This window comes from Streptomyces sichuanensis (assembly GCF_020328095.1).
Taxonomy (GTDB): domain Bacteria; phylum Actinomycetota; class Actinomycetes; order Streptomycetales; family Streptomycetaceae; genus Streptomyces; species Streptomyces cinnamoneus.
Genome location: NZ_JAIXMK010000069.1, coordinates 1 through 21,953 on the forward strand (window position 1 = coordinate 1; position 21,953 = coordinate 21,953).

The window sequence follows — 21,953 nt, forward strand, 5'->3', positions numbered from 1 at the left end:
CCGGCCGCAGCCGCCTGCACCACCCGCGGCCGCCGCCCCCGCACCGCCGCCCGGGCCGGCCCGGGCCGGCCCCGTGCCCACGCCGAACGGATCCACGCCGACCGGAACGACGCTCCCGGAGGACCACCCGTGACCGCACGACCGCCCTTCAGCCCGCCCCCGCCTCCCGAGCCACGAGGGATCCCGTCCACGTTCCTGCCCGCGCGGCCCGGCCGGCGGGCGGCCGCCCCCGCTCCCGCCCCCGCTCCGCCCGGCGCGGGCGTGCGGCGTGCGGAGCCCCTCGACGACGCCACGCGCGAGCGGCTGTTGCGGGGCGCGCACCACGACCCGCACGGCGTGCTGGGGGCGCACCCGGCGCCCGGCGGCGGCATCGTGCTGCGGGCCCTGCGCCCGTACGCCCGCTCGGTGGCGGTCACCGCCCCGGGCCTGCGCGCCGAGCTGTACGACGAGGGTGACGGGCTGTTCGCCGCGGTGCTGCCGCTGACCGGGGTCCCGGCCGGTTACCGGCTGGCGGTCGCCTACCCGGACGCCGAGCTGGAGATCGACGACCCCTACCGCTTCCTGCCCTCCCTCGGCGAGCTGGACCTGCACCTGATCGGCGAGGGCCGTCACGAGGAGCTGTGGCGCGCGCTGGGCGCCCGGCCGATGACGCACGCGGGCGTCACCGGCACCCGCTTCACGGTCTGGGCCCCGAACGCCCTGGGTGTGCGCGTGGTCGGCGACTTCAACTACTGGGACGGCACCGCCCATCCGCTGCGCTCGCTGGGCGGCTCGGGGGTGTGGGAACTGTTCCTGCCGGGCGTCGGCGAGGGAGCGCTGTACAAGTTCGAGATCACCCGCCCGGACGGCACGCACACGCTGCGGGCCGACCCGATGGCCCGCCGCACCGAGGTGCCCCCGGCCAACGCCTCGGTCGTGCACACCTCGCACCACCTGTGGCGCGACGGGGCGTGGATGGCGAAGCGGGGCGTACGGCCGGTGCACGAGGCGCCGTTCTCCGTCTACGAGCTGCACCTGCCGTCCTGGCGCCCGGGGCTGACCTACCGGCAGCTGGCCGAGCAGCTGCCCGCGTACGTCAAGGACCTGGGCTTCACGCACGTCGAGCTGATGCCGGTGGCCGAGCACCCCTTCGGGGGCTCGTGGGGCTACCAGGTCACGGGTTTCTACGCCCCCACGGCGCGGCTCGGCTCCCCGGACGACTTCAAGCACCTCGTGGACGCCCTGCACCGGGCCGGCATCGGGGTGCTCATGGACTGGGTGCCGGCGCACTTCCCGCGCGACGACTGGGCGCTGGCCGAGTTCGACGGCCGGCCGCTGTACGAGCACCAGGACCCGCTGCGGGCGGCGCACCCCGACTGGGGAACGCTGGAGTTCGACTACGGCCGCAAGGAGGTCCGCAACTTCCTCGTGGCGAACGCCGTGTACTGGTGCCAGGAGTTCCACATCGACGGGCTGCGCGTCGACGCCGTCGCCTCGATGCTCTACCTCGACTACTCCCGCGAGGCGGGCCAGTGGTCGCCGAACGAGCACGGTGGCCGGGAGAACCTCGATGCGGTGGCGTTCCTGCAGGAGATGAACGCCACGGTCTACCGCCGCTGCCCCGGCGTCGTGACGATCGCCGAGGAGTCCACCGCCTGGGACGGCGTCACCCGCGCCACCCACCACGTGGGCGCCTCGGGCTTCGGCGGTCTCGGCTTCGGCCTGAAGTGGAACATGGGCTGGATGCACGACTCGCTGGAGTACATGGTCAAGGAGCCGGTCCACCGCAAGTACCACCACGGCGACATGACCTTCGCGATGGTGTACGCGTACAGCGAGAACTACGTCCTGCCGATCTCGCACGACGAGGTCGTGCACGGCAAGCGGTCGCTGGTCTCCAAGATGCCCGGTGACTGGTGGCAGCAGCGCGCCAACCACCGGGCGTTCCTGGGCTTCATGTGGGCCCACCCGGGCAAGCAGTTGCTGTTCATGGGACAGGAGTTCGCCCAGGGCGCGGAGTGGGCGGAGGGGCACGGCCCCGACTGGTGGCTGCTGGACCCCTCGTACTCCGCCGAGGCCGACCACCGGGGCGTACGGGACCTGGTGCGCGACCTCAACGGGCGCTACCGCTCGGCTCCGGCCCTGTGGGAGCGCGACACCGTGCCGGGCGGCTTCGCGTGGGTGGCCGGCGACGCGGCGGAGGACAACGTCTTCGCGTTCCTGCGCTTCGCGGCGGACGACTCGCCCCTGCTGGCGGTCAGCAACTTCTCCCCCGTGGTCCGGCACGGCTACCGGCTGGGGGTGCCGGTGTGCGGGGAGGAGTGGGAGGAGGTCCTCAACACCGACGACCTGCGCTACGGCGGCAGCGGCGTCACCACCCCGGACCCCCTGAAGACGGAACCCACCCGCAGCCACGGCCACCCCCGCAGCCTGAACCTGACCCTCCCGCCCCTGGCCACGGTCTGGCTGCGGCCGGTGTGAGGCCCGGCGGGCACCGGTGACGGCCGGCCGGGCCGTCACCGGTGACGAGGGGTCAGTCCCGCGGGCTCCTTGCCGCAACGGCCCGGTCGTGCAGGCCCCTGATCACCGCCTGCCAGACCTCGCGGGGCAGTCCGGGCAGCCGGTCCGGCGGGCAGTCGACGAGCAGCTCGTTCAGCACCGCGCACTCCACGGTTCCTTCCGGAGCGGCCGCCAGTCCACGCAGCAACGCCCCCGCCTCGTCGGCGTGCCGCGCGGCGTACGGTTCCAGCAGCCAGCCCATGAGCCACGAGGCCACCTTGGCCTCCCTCCGCAGGTGTGCCTCCCGCCGCTCCCGGCCGGCCGGGGCCGGGGAGTGCAGCAGGAAGTTCCGTCGGTGCAGACCCACGGCCAGCTGGGCGGCCTCCTCCTCGGACCGGGGAATGTCGCGCAGCGTCTCCAGGACGATGTTCTGGGCCTCATAGGGCAGGTGCGCCGTGAGGATGTTCAGCAGATCGACGTCGCTCGCCCTGAGCAGGTCCTCCTGGGCCTGCTGCCGGTACTCGCCGATCGCCACGTCGTCGCGGACGATGTACTTCAGACGGTCGATCAGATGGTGGACCGCTCCGGCCGTCAGGCTCTGGCGGTGCGGCTTCCCCCATTTCCCGCGTTTCCTGTGCTGGGGGGACGGCGCACGGTCGAGGAAGGAGGGCAGCACCTGGCCCTGGTCGTACCACCCGGTGTCCGTGGGGGCGAACAGCGGGGGCCGGCCCGGCAGCGGGGGCACCTGCTCACGGACGTACGTCTCCCGCGAATCCCCCGCCCCCTCGGGGGCGTACGCTCCGGCAACCGGCTCCCGCTCGGGCTCGGGCTCGTACGTCCGCACGTGCACCGGCTCCGGTGGCCGCTCCGGTTCGCGCTCCGGCTCCGGCCCGGGCTCGGGGTCCGGCGGCAGCTCCGCTTCCGTGGGCCGCACGGCCGGCTCCGGTTCGGGCTCCGGTTCGGGCTCCGGTTCCGGTTGCGGCTCCGGTTGCGCAGGCGGGTCGTACGGCCACTCCGGCGGACGCCGGGCCGTCGTCGGCTCCGGCCGGCGGCCCTCCAGCGCGGCCGTGACCGCCTCGTACCGTGCCTCGTCGCCGAGGGCCCGCGGGTCGAGATCCCTGACCAGGTGCAGCGGATGGCGGTAGCTGCCGGAGCCGCCGGTGGCCGCGACGTGGGCCAGGTAGTGGCGTACGAGACGACGGGCGAGCCCGGCGGCGATGTCGGGGCCGGGGTCGGTGAGGTCGATGCGACGGAGCCGTACGTCCGACTCGTGCGAGAAGCGCCAGTGCGGGACGAAGACGACGCGGAGCCCGTGGGAGTCCACCGTGTCGTGCGTGGCGTAGGTCCAGCTGCCGCGCAGCCACCCGCCGAAGACGTCGCACAGGCCGAGCAGCACGGGCAGCGCCGCGTCCGGTGGCCCGGCGGACCCTGCCGGCACCGGCAGGGCGGGAAGTTCCGTCGTCCGTGCCGAGACGCGGTCGGCCGGGGTGCGCAGCAGCTGGGCCACCAGGCACTCCAGGGGACGGCCGACGAGCGCGACGGCCGGCGCCAGCCGCTGCTCCGCCGCGTCGGCCCAGGTGCCGAGCCGGCCGTACGGGATCGTGTCGAGGTCGCCCGTCACGCTGTCCGCCCAGCCGTCCTCGGCCCAGGGTGCTGCGCCGAGGGCGATGCAGAACTTGGGCTGCAGCAGCTTGGGCGGGGCGACCAGGGCGTGGCAGACGGTGCTGCCCCTGCCGTGGGCGTCCTCCCCCGGGGTCCGGCGCAGCAGCACCACCTTTCCGGCCCATCCCAGCCGGACGGTGCTGGGCCGCCGTTCCCCGCCCGTCACCCGCAGGATGACGCCGAGCCGGTCGGCCATCGCATGGGCTTGGTCCTCGTCGCAGGACTGGGCGACCGCCGCGATGCCCGCCCGCCCGGTACGGTTGCCCGCCCACCGGAAGACCACCTGGTCGACCCGCTCCCGAAGGGCCCGGTCCGGCGGTCGCGGTGGTCCGTGCGGCGACATCCGCGCTCACATCCCCACGGCGGCCGGGCCGTCGGTGCCACCGTCGCCGAGGACGCCGCACATGGCCAGCACCGACACCAGCGGTTCGAGCACCCGGCGCGGACTCGTCCCGTGCACGAACCTGCCGTGCCGGTCGTGGCTTCCCGTGGCCGACGCGAAGTGCAGGGTGCAGCGCAGCACGGTGTCGAACGGCCGGACCCACGCCGGTCCCGCGTGGTGGCGCAGGAAGGCGTACGCGTCGCGGCTCTCCTCGCGGAACCGGGCGGCGGAGACGCGGGCGGGCGGCGGTTCGGCGAGCCAGCGGTCGACGGGGGGCTCGAAGCGCAGCAGGTCGCACTTGTTGACGACGACGGACGCGGCGACGCCGTGGTACGGACCGGTGCGGGGCAACCTGTCGAGGACGGTCTGGAACGCCGGGTCGCCGCCCCGTGTGTGGCTGAGCTTGGTCTCGCCGCGCAGCGGGTCCAGGTGGGGCAGGGGCAGCGCGCGCAGCGGGTCCACGACGAAGATCAGCGCGTCGATACCGAGCAGGAAGCGCAACAGCTCGTCGGTGCGCCGCAGGTCCTCACCGCCGAGGTCGAAGAAGGCCACCGGGCGGGTGGCTCCGTCGGGGCCGGTGAGCAGCACGGCCTCGACGAAGGAGGCGAACGAGGTGGAGGCGGTGTGCTCCAGCATCTCCCCCGCCCGCAGTCGCTCCACCCGTTCCGTCATGAAGGCGCTGTGCTCCTGCGGATTGACGGACTGCCAGGTGATCCCGTACCGCTCCAGCCCGCTTTCCGCGATCTCGGCGATCATCTGGGTCAGCAGGTGCGTCTTGCCGGTGGCCGAGTCGCCGACCATGGCGACGGTCAGCGGGCTGCCGTGGGTCAGATAGGGCACGGGGATGAAGTGGGGCGGGACGCCGTCGGTGTTGCGGCAGCGCTGGTAGGCGGAGCGCAGGGTGTCGAAGCGGCGCAGGGCGCTGGTGTGACGGCTGAGGTCGACGGTCACGTACTGCTGCCGGTCGTCGCGGACGAACAGCTGCCGCTCGTCGAAGGAGATCGGCTCCAGGCAGAACGGGCAGAGCATCTCCTGCGGCTCGCCGGCACCGCCCGGCGGGGGAATCGTCGTCATCGGTGTCGGCCTCCTTCGGGGCCGGAGGTGCCGGACGGGCCGGCGCCGCCTCCGTAGAACCAGGTGCGGGGTCCCCTGCGCCGCGGGGGCTGTTCGAAGCCGGTCGCCGGCCCGCCGTCGGGGCCGTACGACGGCGGGGGCGGGGGCGCGGGCTCGCCCGGCGGCCGGGGCGGGCGGGGCAGGGAGGCGTGCTTGCGGCGCAGCGCCTCGTCGAACTCCCGGCGGTAGGGATCCAGGGGGTCCGGGACGCCCGTGGTGAGCAGGGCGGCGCCCGCGTCGGGCATGAGCCGGCCGAGGAGTTCGGCGGCCGTGGGGCGGTCGGCGGCCCGGGGGGCGAAGACCGGGGCGAGGGTGTGGGCGAGGGTGTGGTGCCGGGCGAGGTCGGGAGCCGGGCCGTCGGGGTTGCCCGGGCGGCCGGTGACCAGCTCGTGGAGCAGCTGCCCGACGCTCCACAGGGCGTCCCGGGGGTCGACGGCGCCCACCCCGGCCCGCTGTTCCGGCGGGGCGTACGGCGCCACTCCCCACGGGGTGCGGGGCCGGCCGGTCCTGGCCACGGAGCCGAGGTCCCACAGCTGCAGGCGGCGGCCGTCCCAGCGGACGGCGGGCGGCACGATGCCCCGGTGGACCAGCCCGGCGGCCGCCATGAGCCCCACCGCCAGCACCAGGTCGCGTTCGATGGCCCGCTGGTCGCTGGTGGACACGCCGTGGGTGAGCGTCGACAGCGGCCGGCCCCGGGGGGCGGCGTACAGGATGAACGGCTCGGCCGCGTTCATGTCGTGGCCGAGGGGCACCGGGAACAGGCCCCGGAAGCGGGTGCCCCCGTAGGCCCGGTGCAGGGCCAGCGCGGCCGACGTCTCCGCCTCCAGCAGGCCGTGGGCCACCCGGTTGCCCGCCTCGGCGGCGGGCAACCGGACCTGGAGGCCGCGCCGGTCGCCGTCGAGCCGGACCGGCCGGGCCACGGCGGGCGGGCGCACCAGGCGCAGCCTGTCCGGCCCGAGGCCGACGAGCAGCCGGCGCACGGTGCCCTGGGGGGAGACGAACGTCAGCTCGGTGTCGGCCTCCCCCGGTTCGTTCCGCTTCACTTCGTCCTCTCTCCCCGCCCCTGGTTCGTGCGCGGTCACGGGCCGGTCGTCCCAGCGGTCATGCACCATGCGGGCCCCCGCCGTCGTCGTCCGGATCGTCGTCGGCCCGGGTCCACACGGCCTCCACCGTCCCGGCGCGCAGCGGGGTGAGCCGCACGGCGCCGACGAAACGGCCCGAGGCCGTCCACACCACGCCGTCCGTCCCTTCGTGGAGGCCGCCGTCCGCCACGGGCGGGCGAACCGCCTCGGGGGCGAACCTGATCAGCCGCGTGGCGGCCGGATCCCGGCTGAGCAGTGCCAACTGCGCCGGGGAGCAGAGCGGTTGCAGCCGCCGGGCGAGCAGTTCGGGGGCCAGTGCCTCCCGCAGCCGCTGCGGCCCGACACCGAGCAGGGACACCGGATCGCCGCGCCGCCGCTCCCGGTGGGCGAACGGCGGCACCGACACCACGCCGTTGCGGCTCAGGTGCCGGTGGGCGGCGTCGACGGCCTGCCGTACGGCCTGCTCCGGCGTGGCCGCGTGGGCGTCGGCAGCGCCGGCGGGGCCGTGGGGTCCGTCCATGTCCCAGTGGCGGCGCAGCGCGTCCGCGGTCGCGTCCGCGAGATCGGCCACCAGCGTGTCCAGGAGCTCCGGGCCCCCTTCGCCGGTGCCCGGGTCGAGCCAGCCCGGGGCGGACTCCGCCGGGTACCCGCCGGTTTCGCCGGCCGGGCCCGGGGCGGGGGCGAAGGCGGGGGCGGACGTGGTCCAGCCGGTTTCGTCCAGCCAGTCGCCCTCTGCTTCGTCCCCGTCCCAGTCGTCCGTCTCCCACTGCCCGTCCTGGCCGTCGGGCCCTGCGGGGCTGCCGGCGGCCGTGCGCAGGGCGCCGGCGAGGGACCGGGCGCCGTCGGCGCACCGGGTGCGTTCCTCGGCGGCCCACCACTGCTGCCGGATCGCGTCGGCGAGCAGGGCGTCGATGCCGTCGAGCCCGGCGGCGATGCGGTCGGCACCGGTGGCGGCCCACCAGGCGTCCACCGCCCGCGCCCAGCGCCGGGAGAGCAGCACGAGCGTGCCGGGCACGCTGAGCAGCAGCCCGGCGAGCGCTGCCCAGGGCGGTACGTCCACCGCCCCGCCCAGTGCCAGGCCACCGGTGGCGCCGAGGACGGCGGCCGCCGTCTGGGCGGGCCAGGCCGACGACATCGGGCCGCCGGCCGCCCGGTTGGGGCGGGCGCGGGCGGCCAGCACATGGCCGGTCAGCAGCAGCGTGAGCGGAAGCAGGCACAGGAGGGTGCCGGGCCAGGGCCACAGGGCGGCGGCGAAGGCGAGGACGGCCACGGGCACGAGCGGGCCGGGCCCGGGGCCGGCGAACCGGAAGGCGTGGCCGGTGGACACCGAACGGGCCGGGCCGGGCGGGCAGCGCTCCGCCAGCTCCGGCAGCCTGCCGCCGGCCGGCAGCGGGGCGAGCCGTTCCGACAGTGCGGTCAGCCGCCCGGCGACGGTGTGCAGGTCGAGGCCCTCCTCCAGCATGCCCAGGGTGTACCGGCCGAGGTCGTCCTCGGCGGACCCCGGCCGCTCCCGGCCCTCGGGCGGGAGCGTGATCCCGGCTTCGGCCAGCACCTGCCCCGCCTGGCCGGCGGGGATGCCGAGCCCGCCGCTGTCCCGCAGCAGCCCGGCGACCAGGTCCCGGTAGTGCCCGAGCGCCCGGGCGGCCTCCTCGACGGCGCGGGCCAGCCGGCCCGCCGCCGGGCGCCCGTCGTACAGGCCGCTCGGCCGGGCCAGTTCGGAGCGGGCCCGGTCGGCGTCCCGCAGCGCCTGCCCGCAGGCGTCGTGCGCCGCGTCGGCCGCGCCGCCGGGCACGCGGAACCGGTCCGCCGTCGACCGGGGCCCGCCGTCGGCGAGTTCGGCGAGGCGCCCGGGAAGGTTCGCCGGCCGGGGGTCCGGGGCGTCGGCGGCGACCGCCTCCCCGGTGAACCTGGCCAGTGCGGCGTCCCAGGCGCGGGCGCGGGCCGCCGGGGACAGGTCGTGTTCCAGGACACGGACGGCCGGGGCGGCCGTCGAGGCCGGGCAGCGCCGCAGTCCCGCGAACACCTGGTCGAACACCTCGGGGGTGCGCAGCAGGTCGGTCAGGACGCGGAGGGCGGCGCCCTCGCGGCCGCCGCCGGGCGCCCCGCCCGTGCCGTCGCCGCCGCACGGGTCGGCGGCCCAGAGCACCCCGGCGCCGGCCGAGCGCAGCACCGAGGCGAGCCGCAGTCTGCGGTCCTCCCGGCCGTGCGGGAGGTCTCCGACGGCCAGGCACACCACGCGGACGGAGCCGAGGGTCGGGTAGCCCATGACGCGTTCGTACGCCGTGGCGTGGCCGGTCAGTCCGGCGGGCGTGTCGACGACGAGGAAGCGCAGGTGTTCCGGCTCCTCGTCCCGCTCCCGGCGCAGTTGGCCGGCGACCGTCTCGCGCAGCCGGGCGTGGTCGGCGGGCCGTTCGTCCGCCGAGCGGAAGTCGACCACCACGACGGCTCCCGCCTCGGGGTCCGGGTCGTTCACCGGGTCTCCTCCTCCCGGGTGCCACGGCTTCCGCCGTCCGCCGGCTTGCCGGCCCCGTCGTCGTCCCAGTCGGCCTCGCCGTCGCCGCCCGAGACCTCCCAGGGGACGGACGACTCCTCACCGGCCCACGCGCCGTCGTCCGGCGGCTCGTCCGTGAAGGCGGGGTACTGCAGGCGCCCGGCCCCCGGCGCCGGCGGAGCGGAGGCGGCCCGGCCGGCGGTCGGCCCGGCCGGATGCTCGGTGGCGCGGTCCGGCGCCGGTTCGGGGGCGCGCTCGCGCGAGGCGCCGTGCGGGGCTCCCGTGCCCTTCGGACCGGCGTGCGGGCCACCCGGAGCGGTGTCGCGGGTGACCCACTTCTCCAGCTCCCGCAGGTTCGGCCGCACGGCGCGCCGGCCGTCGGGGAAGGGCAGGTCGAGGGCGCGGGGGAGCGTGCCGGCCCAGAACTCGCGCAGGGGGCGCACCCATGCGGTGACGCTCTCGCCGAAGTAGCGCTCGCGCTCGGCCAGCAGGTCGACCTGCCGGGGAGCGATCTCGTTGACGAACCTGAGATACAGGGGCGAGGGCCGGCTGCCGGAGGACGCCAGCCCCTCCGGAAGCACCGTCATCAGCTCGCGGCTGTAGTCCTCGACGGTCCTGTCGCCCGCACCGGCCTCGTCGAGCAGGGCCCATCGTTCGTAGGCGCGCAGCAGACCGGCCCAGCTGGACACCTGGTCGCCGTCGCCGTCGTCGTCACCGCGGTCGTCCAGGCGCAGCACGATGGCGGGGGCGTCCAGGCCGGTCTCGTCGTGCAGCCGGACGCGGACCCTGACGGGGGAGGCGGGGTTGCCCTGGTAGTCGATCTGGCCGTTCCACATGGCGCACAGCAGCCGGTGCAGGACGTGCTCGCGGTCCTCCTCGGTGCTGGCCAGCCAGTCGTCGCGGTAGCCGAGCCGCTGCCGCCAGGGCAGCATGTCGTCCGGTCGTGGCCCGTCCTGGGCGCGGGCCCACTGGCGCAGCACGTTGCGGGCCTCGGGCACCTCGGCGACGCTCATCTCGCTGCGGAAGAGCACGACCGTGATGGAGTCGGTCTCCACGCCCCGGCACTCGATGGTGCGCCGGCCGTCGCGCGGCAGGTTGAGCGTCCGCTTCAGGTAGTCCTCGGCCGCTTCCCTGCCGGTCGTCAGGGGGTAGGTGATGAGCACCTTGAGGGGGCCGTTGCCTTCGGGGGTGAACGCGGCCGGGAGCAGCCCCACCAACTTGATCCGGAACTGCTCCAGGGCACTCTGGCTGACCTGTTCCGCCGCCTCCGCGTCCCCGGCGGCCGCCGCCAGCAGGGTGCCCAGACCGGGCATCAGCGGCCGGGAGCGGTGCAGCCGGCCGCCCTCCGCGAACAGCCGCTGCACCCTCGCTCCGAGCACGCCCTTGACCGTGGCGACCGCGGCGGCCGGCTTGCGGCGGCCACGGCCGAAGGCGGACTGCCAATGGTCGGCATCGAGGAGCCGCAGCAGCAGCGTGCCCTCGTCGTCACCGTCCCGCAGGCCCTCGCTCTCGACGAGCCGTTCCATCAGGTCCTCGTAGAACTCACCCAGGCTGGCCTGGGGCGGCAGCAGGTACGACACCCCGGTGCGCTCGTCGTACAACTCCTTGACCTGCGCGTTGTAGGAACCGCGCTCCTCGTCGAGGGAGCTGCGGAACGCCTCCACGAGCTGGCCGAAGTCGGCCCGCAGTTCGTTGGCGGCGGGCCGCCAGTGCTGCTCCTGGGCGTTCCAGGCGCGGTGCCAGACGGCCCGGACCCGCCAGTGGTACCAGCGGTTCTGCTGTTCCAGGACGGCCACCACGGCCTCGTCCCCCCAGCGGGGCCGGGACAGGCCGCCGAGCCGCCCGCGCACGCGCGGCACGGGCGGCGGCTGGACGGTCACGTCCGGCGGCCGGGCGGGCTCCTGGCGGCGGTTCTCCAGCACGCCGAGGAAGCCGAGCCGGGCCACCGGGTCGGGGTCGTCGGGTATGCCCCGGACGACCCCCTCCAGCTGGAACAGGTCGATCCGGCGCAGCATCCGTTCGGCGGCCGACCGGGGGGCGAAGCCGTCGGCGAGGACGGCCAGTCTCCTGGTGACCCGGCGTTCGAGGTCGTCGAGGAGGCGCAGCATGTCCTCGACGCGGTTGCGCAGGGCCTGCTCGATCTCCGGGCCGCCGCGGGGCACGGTGACGGGCTCCGGAACCATGATGGCCTCCCGGCGCCACAGCTCGCTCAGCCCGCACTCGTCGAACATGTCGCGCACCAGGGGGGCGGTCTCGGTGGTGCGGGGCCGGGTGCGGTCCAGCAGCCGGGGGACGGCCCGGGCGAGCACGCGGGCGGAGACCAGTTCGGCGAGTTCGTCGAGCGGGGCGGTCATGGAGGCGACGAGGCTGGTGGAGACGCCCCGGTGGCCGATGCCGGTGGCCGACCGGGTGCGCCGGGTGACGCCCCGGTTGATGAAGTTGGCCGCGAAGGTCTGGTAGTCGTCGTCGCCGTGGCCCGGGCCCTCGCCGAGCTCGGTGCCGACGAGCGACATCACCAGGGAGACGATGGAGCGGCGCAGGTCGTCGGGGCGGATGCCGGCGGTGCGGCTGAACAGGAAGGCGGTGGGCACCATGCCGGCGCCCAGCCGGATCGGGTACGTCTCGGGGTAGCGGATCCGCAGGGCGTCCGGGTGCTCCGTCTCGCCCAAGTCCGCCTCGGCGTCCGGCACGTTCTGCTCGTCGACGAGCCGGAAGAGGTCGACCACGGCACGGGCGGCGTTGAGCTCGGCCGCCCGCCCGCCGCCGCTCTCGGGGAGGAAGGCGGAGGGCATGACGACCAGCGGGTAGATGCGGGCGCCGGTGAGGTTCTTCTCCTTGAACGCCTGGCCGATCAGGTGCAGGTAGTCCAGGAAGATCCCGGCCCCGGTGCCGCCGGCCACGGAGAAGGCGACGAAGACGTCGCAGCCGTTCAACGGCCCGCCGCCGAGCTCCTCCAGTTCGCCGCCGGAGCGGCTGAGGGCGTCGATCGCCTGGCGCAGCGGCTCGACCACCGGCCCGGTCCCGTTGCGCAGGGTGCCGAACAGCGCGGCGCGGCCGACGGTGGGCAGCTGGCCGGCGCCGTGCCGCAGCGGGGTGACCTTGGGCTCGCCCTCCCGGGGCGGCAGCCAGCCGGCCGTCTCCCTGCGGAGCGACGAGCGCAGCATCCGGGTCACCTTCGGGGAGCTGTCGTACTCGGCGGGCAGCAGGTCGTGGGTGGCCCGGGCGGTGCGGGCGTACGCCTGGCGCAGGGTGCGGTCGGCGCTCAGGTGCGGCAGCCGGGCAAGTTCGTTCTCGCTGTAGTCGGCGTACACGAACTGCAGGCAGTCGGGCAGCTGGTGGCGCAGCCGGCGGCCGCCGGCGACGAGCCGGGTGCCGTCGGGGCCGCAGAGTTCGGCGCGCAGGCGGCGTTCGAGTTCGGCGCCGACCAGGCCGCCGGTGCCGCCCAGGCCGACGAAGAGCATCGGCTGGAAGAGTCTCATCGTTCTCGTCCCCCTTTGCCGGGGCGCCGTCCTGGGTGCCCCCGCCGTTCGTGGGTCTGTCGTCGAGTGGGTGGGCGCGCCGGGGCGCCCCGTGGCCCCGGCGTCCCGTCAGAGGTCGGGGTGGGGTTCGCCGGGAGCGGGCCCCGTCCCGGGGGGCCGGCCGGGACCTGCGTCCGTGCCGGGCGGCGGGGTCCGGCGGTGCCCGCCGAGGAGGCGGCCGAGGCCGCCCAGGGCCCCGCGGACGGAGTGGGCGCGGCCGGACGTGCCGCGTTCGATGCGCAGCAGGGCCCCGCTCTCCAGCAGTGGTACGGCCGAGCCGATGCGGACCGCCTCCTCGGCCCGGCCGGGTGCCCGCAGCAGCACGCCGCCGTCCCGGCGGCTGCGCCGGAGGTGGAAGCGCCCGGTGTCGGGCCGGGGTTCGAGCCGGGGATCGTCGCCGGTCTCGTCGGCCACGTCGAAGCGGTACGGCACGGTCCCGCCCGAGTTGACGGTCAGCGAGCCGCCCTCGCGGTGCCCCGAGCCCTCCGGCACCAGGACCCGGAGCACCAGGCCGGTCGGGTCGGCGCGGCGTTCGCGGTCGCGCAGGGCCCAGACCGCGTACGCCAGCAGGCAGGCGAGCACGATCACGCCGGGGACGATGGCTGCCCACCAGTCGTGCCAGATCCGCGCCGGAAGGCTCGGGACGGGCACCACCTTCACGGTGACGGGTTTCGCGTCCAGCACCCGGACGTCCCCGGTCGTGTCGGTCACCTGGACGCTCGCGGTGAGCGTGCGCGGTCGTGCGCCGCCACCGACGCGCAGCGTGCCGTGCTGTTCGACGGTCTGCTGCGGAGCGAGGGTGAGCCGTGGCATCGAGAGGGTCAGGTCGCCGGGGGCGGCGTCGGCGAGGTCCGGGACAAGGGTCCGGGTGGTGGCCGAGGTGTTGACGGCCGTGACCGTGACGGGGAGGGTCCCCCCGGGGTGCACGGTGGCGACGCCGTTCGGGAGCTCGACGTCGGCACGCACCTGCGCGACGGCCCCGCCGATCCAGGAGTGGAGGACCCGGTGGTCGGCGGTGAGGCCGACCGCGCTGAGCACGCCGACCAGGTGGAGCGCGCCGCGGGCCGTGGCGGGGAGGGTCACGCTGCCGGTGAACCGTCCGTCGCCCGCCTTGGCGTCGCCGTCCCGCCCGTTGTCGGCGAGGGTGACCGGCTGTGCGTCGAAGCCGTCCCCGGTCAGCCTGGCCGACACGCGCAGCTGTTCCAGGTCGCGCGGGTCGGTGATCGCCTCGTGGTCACGGGTCTGGAGCTGCAGTTGGGCGGTGGCGCGCTGACCGGGACGCGGCGCGGTGGGGCTCATGGTGATGAAGGAGCGCAGGGCGCCGCGCCACTGGACGCCGACGCTGGCCAGCTTGTCCCGGTGCCCCTCGGGCGCGGCCAGGTGCACCTTCCAGTCGCCCGGGCGGGGGTCGGTGATGCGCAGCGACTCCACTTCCTGCCCGCTGCCGGTGCGCTCGAAGACCGAACCGTCGCGCTTCTCGCCGGACGTGACCTCCTTGCCGAGCGGGTCGACGTAGGTGACGCCGACGGCGGGGTCCCCCTTGGAGACGACGATGCTGGCGAGCGTGGCGAGGGGGGAGATCCGTACGGTGAGATCGGCGGGCGGGGTGCCGTACTTCTCGTCGTCGGAGACGAGGCAGCGGGCGGCCGCGAAGTCCTTTCGCAGGGCGCCGGCCAGGGTGGTGGCGTCCGGTACGACCCTGGCCTGCGGGCGGGCCTGCGGCAGGTCGGTGCACGCTTCCTGGTAGCCGGCGGCGGCCATGGCCTTCAGCGCGGCCTCGTCGATCCGGCCGCCGAAGCCCAGCGGCCAGATCTGCACCTTGGCCGCCCGGGCCTTGGCCAGTACCTCGGTCAGCAGCCGCTCGCCGTTCTTCTGCCGGTGCTCCCTGGCCCCGTAGCTGTCGCTGTCGCCGACGTCGAGCTTGCCGTCGGTCAGCAGGAACAGGACCCTCGGCGTGCCGTCCGGCCCTTCGCTCAGCCGGTCGACGGCCTGCTGGACGACGGCCGGGAAGTCGGTGCCCGTGCCCTGGCCCGCCGTGCGCCGTGCGAGCTTGCGGACGCAGTCGCCGAGCCGGTTGCGGGCGACGGGGTCGAGCGTGGTGGTGGGGCAGACCTCGTCCACCGGGTGCTGGGTCGCGTCGTCGGCGCTGGCGAAGCCGAGGACGGTGACCCGGGAGCGGTCGGATATCTCGCCGGCGGCTATGCGCTGGGCGGCGTCCCGCTCCCGTTCCACGTCGGCGTCGCCGAGGCTGTTCGACTCGTCGACGGCGACCACCATCTCGATCGGCCTGACGTCGGCGGCCCCTTCGCCGGCTGCCCTGCCCGGGGCCGCCCCACCGGCCGCCGGCAGGGCTGCCACCAGCAGCATCGCGGCCAGCGCGGTTCCGGTGCCCCGCAGGGCTCCTCTCCTCCGCGCGGCCCCGCCGAATGATGACCGGCACATCGCCTCACGCCCCCGTTCGGTCTCGCCATGACCGTTCCGCCGGCGGGAGTCGACGCCGCCGGCTCCCCCTGCCGTTTCACGGATGCCCGCCAGCATCCCTGTTCTCGTCGCTCCTGCATGCGGTCGTGTGGGCATCGGGCCGGGAAAGCGGATGCACGACAAGGGGGTACGCGCTTCTTGTGTGCTGCGACGCGTGCTACCGCGCGCCCCGACCGACGTATTGACACCATGTGTCGAGGTCTCGACAAAGCGTCGTGGCGTGTACCCCCGGAAGTCAACACCGCCGCGGGCGGGGCACCCCCTCCGCCGTGACAGGAAGAAGCCCCCACGGCGGGGCCCGGCGGTGCCGTACCGGGCACGGGCCGTCGTGGGGGACGGCCCGCCGTGGGGGCGGTCTGTGAGGGGGACGTCAGGCCGTCGCGGCCTCCTTCTCCCCGTCCCGTGGGCCGGGCACCGGCCCGTGCCCGTCATCGGTCAGCGTGAGCTCGTCGAACGGCAGGCGCCCGCTCAGCACCTCCGTCACCCGCTCCCGGTCGATCTCCTTCGTCCACGTGCCCACCAGCACCGTGGCCACCGCGTTGCCGGCGAAGTTGGTGAGGGCCCGCGCCTCGCTCATGAAGCGGTCGATGCCCACGATCAGTCCGACGCCGTCGACCAGTTCGGGGCGGTGCGACTGCAGGCCGCCGGCCAGCGTGGCGAGCCCCGCGCCCGTCACCCCGGCCGCGCCCTTCGACGCCACGATCATGAACAGCAGCAGGGAGACCTGCTGGCCCAGCGACAGCGGCTGCCCCATGGCCTCCGCCACGAACAGCGAGGACATCGTGAGGTAGATGGCCGTGCCGTCGAGGTTGAAGGAGTAGCCCGTCGGCACCGTGATGCCCACGACGGGCTTGCTGACGCCCAGGTGCTCCATCTTGGCGATCAGGCGCGGCAGCGCCGACTCCGACGAGGACGTCGACAGGATCAGCAGGAACTCCCGGCCGAGGTACGACAGCAGCGCGAAGATGCTGACCCCGGCCACCAGGCGCAGCAGCGCACCGAGCACCACGATCACGAAGATCAGACAGGTGACGTAGAAGCCGATCATGATGACGGCCAGCGACTTCAGCGCGTCCGTGCCGGTGGCTCCGACCACGGCCGCGATCGCGCCGAACGCACCCACCGGCGCGGCCCACATGACCATGGCGAGGATCCGGAAGACCAGCTTCTGGATGTGTCCGATGCCGCGCAGGACCGGCTCGCCGGCCGCGCCCATCGCCTGCAGGGCGAAGCCCGCCAGGAGCGCCACCAGCAGGGTCTGCAGCACCTCGCCGCCGGTGAAGGCGGAGACCATGGTGGTGGGGATGATGCCGAGCACGAAGGCGGCCGTCGACTCGTGCGCCGCGCCCTTGGCCTGGGCCTCGCCCGCGTGCCGCAGGGAGTCGGTCAGGTGCAGCCCGCTGCCGGGTTCCAGAAGGTTGCCGACCACGAGCCCGATGGCGAGGGCCACGGTCGACATGACCAGGAAGTAGCCGAGTGCCAGGCCGCCGACGGCGCCCACCTTGGCGGCCTTCCGCACGGATCCGATGCCCAGCACGATCGTGCAGAAGATGACCGGCGAGATCATCATCTTGATCAGGTTCACGAAGCCCGTGCCCAGCGGCTTGAGCTCCACCGCGACACCCGGGGCGACGAACCCGACCGCGATGCCGGCGATCACCGCCGCGATCACCGCGAGGTAGAGGTAGTGCGTGCGGTCGCGCCCGCTCCCCGCCTGCCGCCGCTCCTGCGGCGGTGATGACTGCACTCCCACGGTTGTCTCCTCGTCGTCTCTCGACTCTCGCCCCGCTTTCGGACCCCGCCCTCGGACCCCGCCCAGACAACAGCGGGGACAGCGGAGACTATGCACTGCGCTGTGACGGCGGTCACGCTTACGTGCATTACGTTCACGAACGCGCCAGAAGGCACACTGTCGGCCATGCCCACACCCCGCATACGCCGTCCCCGCAGCCTGGCCGGCCAGCTCTTCGCGATGCAGATCGTGCTGGTCGCGCTCGTGGTGGCCGGCTGCGCGGTGTTCACGTACCTCACCGACCGCCGGCAGGCGGAGGAGGCCGCCCGCCGCCAGGTGACCACCGCGACCACCGCCGTCGCCGCGTCACCGGCCGTACGGGCGGCCGTACGGTCGGCGGACCCGGCCGCCGCGCTGCAGCCGTACGCCGAACAGGTCCGGCGCGACACCGGCGTGGACTTCGTGACGATCATGAGCCCGGGCGGCATCCGCTGGACCCACCCCGACCCCGCCCGCATCGGCGAACGCTTCATCGGCCACACCGCCCCCGCCCTGGACGGCCGGACGTTCTCGGAGACGTACACCGGCACGCTGGGCCCCTCCGTGCGGGCCGTCGCGCCCGTGCAGGAGCACGACACCGTCATCGGGCTGGTCAGCGCCGGCATCACGGTCGACGTGATCAGCGCCCGGCTCAGCCACCAGGTCGCCGCGCTGTTCGGCATGGCCGCGGGCGCCCTCGCCCTCGGCGGCGTGGGCACCTACCTCCTCAACCTGCGACTGCGCCGCCACACCCACGGCATGAACGCCAAGGAACTCAGCCGGATGCACGACTACCACGAAGCCGCGCTGCACGCGGTGCGCGAGGGGCTGCTGATGCTCGACGGCCGGCGGTGCGTGGCGCTCGTCAACGACGGCGGCCGCGAACTCCTCGGCCTGCACGGCGAGGTCGTCGGCCGCCACGTCACCCAGCTGGGGCTTCCCGCCTCGCTCACCGATGCGCTGATGGCCCCCGGGCCGCGCGTCGACGAGGTGCACCTGACGGCCGAGCGCATCGTCGTCGTCAACTCCTCGCCCGTCTCCAGCGGGGAGCGGCGCGGCACGATCGTCACCCTGCGCGACCACACCGAGCTGCTGTCGCTCTCCGGGGAGCTGGACTCCGTGCGCGGCTTCGCCGAGGCGCTGCGCTCGCAGGCGCACGAGGCGGCCAACCGTCTGCACGCCGTGGTCTCCCTCATCGAGCTCGGCCGGGCCGAGGAGGCGGTGGAGTTCGCCACCGCCGAACTCGAACTCGCCCAGGCCCTCACCGACCGCGTCGTCGCGGCCGTCGGCGAGCCCGTCCTGGCCGCGCTCCTGCTGGGCAAGGCCGCGCAGGCCAACGAGCACGGGGTGGAGCTCGTCCTGACCGACGACACGCGCCTGGACGACGGTCTGCTGCCGGCCGGGCTGCCGGCCCGGGACCTCGTCACCATCCTCGGCAACCTCATCGACAACGCGGTCGAGGCGGCCACCGGCTCCCGCAGCACCGCCCGCGTCACCGTGACCGTCCGGACCGGTGGTGGCGACGACCCCGGCGGGGACGCTCCCGGGAGTGCGGGCGACGGCCGTGGTGAACTGCTGCTGCGGGTCGGCGACTCGGGTCCGGGGGTGGCCCCCGAGGCCGTGGACGAGGTGTTCCGGCGCGGCTGGTCCACCAAGTCACCGGCCGCCACCCCGCACGGCCGCGGCCTGGGCCTGGCGCTCGTGCAGCAGGCCGCCCGGCGCAACGGCGGCACGGTCACCCTGGGTCGTTCCCCCGCCGGCGGGGCCGAGTTCACCGTCCGGCTGCCCCTGTGCACGCGTATCTCCGAAGGAGTCCCCGCATGAGCACCAGACCGAGCACGCCCCCGGTGGCGGCCGCGTCCCCGCCGCCCGTCCGCGTCCTGGTCGTCGAGGACGACCCCGTCGCCGCCGACGCGCACGCGCTGTACGTGGGGCGGGTGCCGGGGTTCTCGGTCGCCGGCACGGCGCACAGCCGGGGCGACGCGTCGCAGATCCTGAAGCGGACGCAGGTCGATCTGCTCCTCCTGGACCTCTACCTCCCCGACGGCCACGGCCTGCAGCTCGTACGCTCGCTGCGCGCCGCCGGGCACACCGCGGACGTCATCGCCGTGACCTCGGCCCGCGACCTGGCCGTGGTCCGCGAAGGGGTCTCGCTCGGGGTGGTGCAGTACGTCCTCAAGCCCTTCACCTTCGCCACCCTGCGAGACCGCCTCGTGCGGTACGCGGAGTTCCGCGCCGCCGCGGGCGAGGCGAGCGGCCAGGAGGAGGTCGACCGGGCGCTGGCGGCGCTGCGGGCGCCGCAGCCCGCGGCGCTGCCGAAGGGGCTGGCCCCCGACACCCTGCAGTCGATCACCGAGACCCTGCGGGCAGCCGGGGCCGACGGCGTCTCCTCGGGCGCGGCCGCGACCGCCGTGGGCATCTCCCGGATCACCGCCCGGCGCTATCTGGAGCACCTGGTCGACACCGGCCGGGCCGCCCGGGCCCCGCAGTACGGCCAGGTCGGCCGCCCCGAACTGCGCTACAGCTGGCTCAGCGGGCGCTGACGGCGGCGGACGGCGGGCGGTACGCGTGCGGCGGGGCCGCCGAGGGAACGTACGACTCGACGTCACAAGGTGCAGGAGGTCGTGCCATGCGCCCCACCACCCCCGTACACACCGGTCGCGCGTTCACCGCGCTCGCCCTCGGGTCCGCGGCCCTGCTCGTGGCCGCTTCTCTGACGGCCTGCGGCGGCTCCGGCGGCGATCCGGACACCGTGAAGATCGCCTATAAGCGCAGCACGGACAACAACGTGCGGATCATGGACGACCATCTGGCCCTGATCAAGAAGCAGTTCGAGCGGGAGCATCGAGGGAAGAAGCTCCAACTCGTCCCGATCCAGGCGTCCGACGGCGATTACGCGGCCAAGATCCAGCAGATGATGCGGTCGCCGAAGACGGCACCGGACGTGGTCCGTGAGGATACGTTTCTCATCAACTCCGACATCAAGAGCGGCTACTTGAGACCGCTGGACGACAAGCTGGCGCGGTGGAAGGCGTGGGACCACTTCGAGTCCACGGCGAAGGCGTCGGCGAAGGCGGAGGACGGCAGGACGTACGGCGTGCCGGACGGCACCGACACGCGCGGGCTGTGGTTCAACACGTCGCTCCTGTCCAAGGCCGGGCTGCCCAAGGACTGGTGGCCGCACAGCTGGAAGGACGTGCTCGACGCCGCCCGGGTCATCAAGCGCAAGCTCCCCGGCGTGATTCCCCTCAACGTCTACACCGGCAAGGGCGCGGGCGAGGCGGCGGCCATGCAGGGCTTCGAGATGCTGCTCTACGGGACAGGGGCCGACCCTCTGTACGACCCCGCGGCGAAGAAGTGGGTGGCGGGCGGCCAGGGCTTCAAGGACGCCCTGGACTTCGTCCGGACCGTCTACGCCGAGAAGCTCGGCCCCGAGCCCTCCGAGGCGCTCGACCCGAACGTCACCACCGTCGTCGCCACCGACTGGCTTCCGCGCGGCAAGCTGGCCATCGCGCTCGACGGCTCGTGGCTCGCCAAGAACTGGCTGGCCGACGGCCCCTCCCCGTGGCCGGAGTGGCCCCACGTCATGGGCCGGGCCGCCTTCCCGACGAAGGACGGCACGGCACCGGGCCGGGTGAGCCTGTCCGGCGGCTGGACGTGGGCCATCAGCGCCAAGTCGGCCAAGGCCGACCTCGCCTGGCAGGTCATCGAGACGCTGCAGACGCTGCCCAACGCGACCGAGTGGACGGTGCGCGACGCGCAGATCGCCGTGCGGGACGACGTGGCGTCGACCACCCGCTACCGGGAGTCGATGCCGGGCATCGAGTTCTTCACGAGCCTGGTCGAGAACACCCACTACCGCCCGGCGCTGCCCGTGTATCCGCAGGTGTCGAACGCGATCCAGGAGGCGATGGAGTCGGTCACGACGGGCGACGCGGACGCGGCGCAGGCGGCGCGGCGCTACGACGAGCGGCTGCGGTCGATCGCGGGCGCGTCGGGTGTGACGACGCGATGAGGGAACGCGCGAGGACCGCCGCGTGCGGGTCCGGCGGCGCGAAGGGGAAGGGTGTGGCGCGGACGGCGCACGGCACCCGCCGCGGTGCCGGGGGAACCCGCAACGCCGCCCGCTGGCTCCCGCTGGCGCCGGCGACGCTCCTGCTGCTCCTCCTCCTGGCCGGCCCGATCGCGTACTGCGTCTACCTGGCCTTCACCGACACCCAGCTCACCGGCCAGTCCTCGGCCTCCTTCGTGGGCCTGGCCAACTTCCGCCGCGCCCTCGCGGACCCGGACTTCCGCAACGCGGTGCTGCTCACGCTGCTCTTCACGGTCCTGTCGTCGATCGTCGGCCAGAACACGCTGGGCTTCGCCCTGGCCGCGCTCATGCGGCGCGCGTCCCGTGGCGTCCGCACCCTGACGGGCACGGTGGTGGTCGCCGCCTGGGTCCTGCCCGAGATCGTGGCGGGCTTCCTGCTCTACACCTTCTTCAACCGGCGCGGCACGCTCAACGCCATTCTGGAGTGGCTGCACCTGCCGCAGCAGAACTGGCTGTTCACCCTGCCCATCCTCGCCGTCTCGTTCGCCAACGTCTGGCGCGGCACGGCCTTCTCGATGCTGGTCTACGCGGCCGCCCTGTCGGACATCCCCCGCGACATCACCGAGGCGGCGGAGGTCGACGGTGCGAGCGGCCTGCGCCGCTTCGTCCACATCACCCTGCCCCTGCTGCGCCGGTCGATCGGCACCAACCTCATGCTCAACACCCTGCAGACGCTGTCGGTCTTCGGCCTCATCTGGGCCATGACCCGCGGCGGCCCGGGCAACCGCAGCCAGACCCTGCCGGTGTTCATGTACGACCAGGCGTTCCTCAAGGCACTGATCGGCTACGGAACGGCCGTGGCCCTGCTGCTGTTGCTCGTGGGAGCCGTCTTCGCGGCGGTGTACGTGCGGCTGCTGAGGGAGGAGGTGTAGGAGCAGCTGC

12 protein-coding genes are annotated in these 21,953 nt (G+C 74.6%); 5 read left to right on the forward strand and 7 right to left on the reverse strand.

All coding sequences use genetic code 11. The features are described 5' to 3' along the window. Positions 1 to 261 precede the first annotated feature (261 nt). Positions 262 to 2,460, forward strand: a complete 2,199-nt coding sequence (glgB, locus tag LE181_RS19995) for a 1,4-alpha-glucan branching enzyme (protein WP_225662725.1) — start codon at positions 262 to 264, stop codon at positions 2,458 to 2,460. Positions 2,461 to 2,512: 52 nt separating this feature from the next. On the opposite strand, the gene LE181_RS20000 is transcribed toward glgB, so the two are convergent. The 7 genes from LE181_RS20000 to LE181_RS20030 form a co-directional block, all read right to left on the reverse strand. After that, entirely contained in the window at positions 2,513 to 4,483 is a 1,971-nt protein-coding gene (locus LE181_RS20000; protein ID WP_225662681.1) for a hypothetical protein, read from the reverse strand. Positions 4,484 to 4,489: 6 nt separating this feature from the next. Next, complete coding sequence (locus tag LE181_RS20005; protein WP_225662682.1) at positions 4,490 to 5,596, reverse strand: hypothetical protein; 1,107 nt, start codon at positions 5,594 to 5,596, stop codon at positions 4,490 to 4,492. Then, a complete protein-coding gene (locus tag LE181_RS20010; protein WP_225662683.1) occupies positions 5,593 to 6,678 on the reverse strand; it encodes a protein kinase family protein in 1,086 nt (361 codons plus the stop codon). Before LE181_RS20010 ends, LE181_RS20005 begins: the two co-directional genes overlap by 4 nt. A 58-nt stretch (positions 6,679 to 6,736) precedes the next feature. After that, a complete protein-coding gene (locus LE181_RS20015; protein WP_225662684.1) occupies positions 6,737 to 9,190 on the reverse strand; it encodes a hypothetical protein in 2,454 nt (817 codons plus the stop codon). Further along, positions 9,187 to 12,687: a tubulin-like doman-containing protein gene (locus LE181_RS20020; protein WP_225662685.1), complete on the reverse strand. Its 3,501-nt coding sequence runs from the start codon at positions 12,685 to 12,687 to the stop codon at positions 9,187 to 9,189. The genes LE181_RS20015 and LE181_RS20020 overlap by 4 nt, the downstream gene beginning before the upstream one ends. Positions 12,688 to 12,795: 108 nt before the next feature. Further along, a complete protein-coding gene (locus tag LE181_RS20025; RefSeq protein ID WP_225662686.1) occupies positions 12,796 to 15,093 on the reverse strand; it encodes a vWA domain-containing protein in 2,298 nt (765 codons plus the stop codon). Between the two features lie 484 nt (positions 15,094 to 15,577). After that, positions 15,578 to 16,960, reverse strand: a complete 1,383-nt coding sequence (locus LE181_RS20030; RefSeq protein WP_225662687.1) for a cation:dicarboxylate symporter family transporter — start codon at positions 16,958 to 16,960, stop codon at positions 15,578 to 15,580. Between the two features lie 165 nt (positions 16,961 to 17,125). Here LE181_RS20030 and LE181_RS20035 point away from each other — a divergent pair, with 165 nt between their 5' ends. The 4 genes from LE181_RS20035 (at position 17,126) to LE181_RS20050 (ending at position 21,943) form a co-directional block, all read left to right on the forward strand. Beyond that, positions 17,126 to 18,802, forward strand: a complete 1,677-nt coding sequence (locus LE181_RS20035; protein ID WP_225662688.1) for a sensor histidine kinase — start codon at positions 17,126 to 17,128, stop codon at positions 18,800 to 18,802. Then, positions 18,799 to 19,521, forward strand: coding sequence for a response regulator (locus tag LE181_RS20040; protein ID WP_225662689.1), 723 nt, complete (start codon positions 18,799 to 18,801; stop codon positions 19,519 to 19,521). Before LE181_RS20035 ends, LE181_RS20040 begins: the two co-directional genes overlap by 4 nt. 86 nt (positions 19,522 to 19,607) lie before the next feature. After that, a complete protein-coding gene (locus tag LE181_RS20045) occupies positions 19,608 to 20,993 on the forward strand; it encodes an extracellular solute-binding protein (protein WP_225662690.1) in 1,386 nt (461 codons plus the stop codon). Continuing rightward, complete coding sequence (locus tag LE181_RS20050; RefSeq protein ID WP_263869202.1) at positions 20,990 to 21,943, forward strand: carbohydrate ABC transporter permease; 954 nt, start codon at positions 20,990 to 20,992, stop codon at positions 21,941 to 21,943. The genes LE181_RS20045 and LE181_RS20050 overlap by 4 nt, the downstream gene beginning before the upstream one ends. The last annotated feature ends 10 nt before the right edge of the window (positions 21,944 to 21,953 follow it).